The sequence below is a fragment of the Brachyspira catarrhinii genome, from assembly GCF_005518285.1.
GTDB lineage: Bacteria > Spirochaetota > Brachyspiria > Brachyspirales > Brachyspiraceae > Brachyspira > Brachyspira catarrhinii.
The window spans coordinates 1-2,343 of the sequence record NZ_SJDU01000357.1 but is presented as its reverse complement, the minus strand read 5'-3'; the positions used below and the strand labels follow the sequence as shown (position 1 = coordinate 2,343).

The window sequence follows — 2,343 nt, the reverse complement described above, 5'->3', positions numbered from 1 at the left end:
TAATATTTATATTAGTTTTATCTATAAGTTGTAATTTAAAAACAAGTCCAGCCGTAACAATCGATTCAAAATATATAGGAAATTGGACTGTTGAAGGCGATGGCGAAATAACAAATTTTTCCGTAAGTTCATCGGGCTATCCTTCAATTAAGGGACATAAAGACGGAGCAGAGATTTCTATGTCGGTTTGGGGTGAAAATGCATTAACAAAAAATAGCGATACAAGTTATAGTTTCGATAAATATACGGTTAACTTTGAAAGCGATACCAAAGGAACTTTATCCTATGACGGCAATACTTACAATATGACAAAAAATTAATCTATATTTATATTTTATTTTCTAAAATTAAAAAATCGCTTTTTACATTTAGGCAAAAAATATGTTAAGTATTTTTTCGCTATACCGATATTTAATTAAAAGCGGTGAATATATTATTTAAGTTAACATAAGAATTGATATATTTGTCTTACCGTTATATAATATTAAAAATTTAAAATATTATATTAAAGAGAGGAAATAATATGGCAGAAGAAGAAAATTTAGAATTAGAAGAAGGCGAAGAAGAACAAGCCGAAGAAAAACCTAAGAAAAAATTTACCATAAGCCCTATGGTTATAAAAATCCTTATGATTATTGCTGCCATTTTAGTAGTGGCTTTAATCTCTGGAGTTATAGCTTTTGTAGTTTCAAGAGGCGTGGGCAGAGCGTCTGGAGTTCAAGGCGGAATTGCGGACGACATGATAAAACAGCCGCCTCCGACTTATTTTCCAATTACGCCCGATTTTAACGCAAATACGGCGGATGTGGATGTTACGAGATATGTCAAAGTTAGCATAGTTTTAACTTATACGGCAAACGCTAAACAATTGGCTGTCGAGCTTCCAGAAAGAGTTTATATGATAAAAGACAGAGTTTATTCGATAATAAGGTCTTATAATTTCGACCAATTAAGAACTAACGAAGGAATAGAACAGTTGAAAGCGGACATCAAAAGGGAAATAAACAGTATGCTTAGAAACGGACAAATAGACGATGTATTGTTTGTAGACCTTATATTAAGCTAATTGTAAATAATAGAATAGGAAAAAGTTTAAGGATATTCGTATGACGGAAGTATTATCGCAGAGCGAAATTGACGCGTTATTAAGCGCGATATCGTCTGGAAAAAGTTTGGATAATATCGACACAAAACGCGTTGAAGTCGAACATCGAAAAATAAAAATTTACGACTTTAAGCGTCCCGATAAATTTTCAAAAGACCAAATAAGAACGCTTCAAATGATGCATGAAAACTTCGCACGCGTTACCACTACTTCTTTATCGGCGCAGTTAAGAACTCTGGTTGGAATCCATGTTGCGAGCGTTGACCAGCTTACTTACGAGGAATTTATTAGAAGCGTAAGCAATCCTTCCACTTTGGCTATGGTTAGTATGGACCCTCTTAAAGGAAGTTCCATTTTGGAAATCGACCCTTCTATAACTTTTACGATTATAGACAGATTATTTGGCGGACCGGGAGAGAGTCCTAAAAATCTAAACAGAGAACTTACGGATATAGAGCTTTCCGTTATGGAAGGAATAATAGTGAGAATATTGGGAAATTTGAGGGAAGCTTGGGCTAATGTTATAGATTTAAGACCGCGTTTGGGTTCGATAGAAACTAATCCTCAATTCGCTCAAATGGTAAGTCCCAACGATATGGTTGTTTTAATCACTTTGGAAACTAAAGTGGCGGATGTGGAAGGTATGATGAATTTCTGTATTCCATATATTACTATAGAACCTATACTTTCAAAATTATCCGCTCAATATTGGTATGCTTCGGTTAAAAGAGGAAGCACGATTGAAAACTTGAAAATTATTAAAGAAAAATTACAGAATATATATGTCGAAACTTCGGCTGAACTTGGCTCTATGCAGTTGCCTCTTTCGGATATTCTTAATATTCAAAAAGGCGATGTAGTTAAATTTACCGACACTAAAATAACCGACCCAGTTATATTCAAGGTTGGAACGAGAAGGAAATTCTTATGTCGTCCTGGAATTTCGGGCAGTAGAATGGCAGTTCAACTTACGGGAGTCATGGACGGCGAGGCTGACATAACCGAAGAAGATTTATTAAAAGAGGAGGAATAATAATGATAAGCGACGGCGCATTATCTCAAGATGAAATAGAAGCTTTGCTTAAAGGTTCTGACGAGGCTTTTGGAGGAACGGATTTTGGAGCGGCGGACGGCAATGTGGATAAACAGCTTTTTAACGAGGCGGCTAAAATTATAGCGGATAATCAAGCTTTTTCGTTATCTTCTATTACCACAAAAACCGTGAGCATAACGAATAT

The 2,343-nt window shown here is 35.3% G+C and carries 3 protein-coding genes and 1 pseudogene; all 4 read left to right on the top strand.

The genetic code is table 11. The features are described from left to right. On the top strand, window positions 1-320 hold a 320-nt coding region (locus EZH24_RS14195; protein WP_161976142.1), incomplete at its 5' end, for a hypothetical protein. 203 nt (window positions 321-523) lie between these two features. Next, complete coding sequence (locus tag EZH24_RS10455) at window positions 524-1,066, top strand: flagellar basal body-associated FliL family protein (protein ID WP_137999067.1); 543 nt, start codon at window positions 524-526, stop codon at window positions 1,064-1,066. A 40-nt stretch (window positions 1,067-1,106) separates the two neighbouring features. Continuing rightward, window positions 1,107-2,138 (top strand): flagellar motor switch protein FliM, encoded by a 1,032-nt coding sequence (gene fliM, locus EZH24_RS10450; protein WP_137999066.1) that lies wholly within the window; start codon window positions 1,107-1,109, stop codon window positions 2,136-2,138. 2 nt (window positions 2,139-2,140) lie between these two features. Further along, window positions 2,141-2,343, top strand: a pseudogene (locus EZH24_RS10445) (flagellar motor switch protein FliN); the annotation flags it as partial.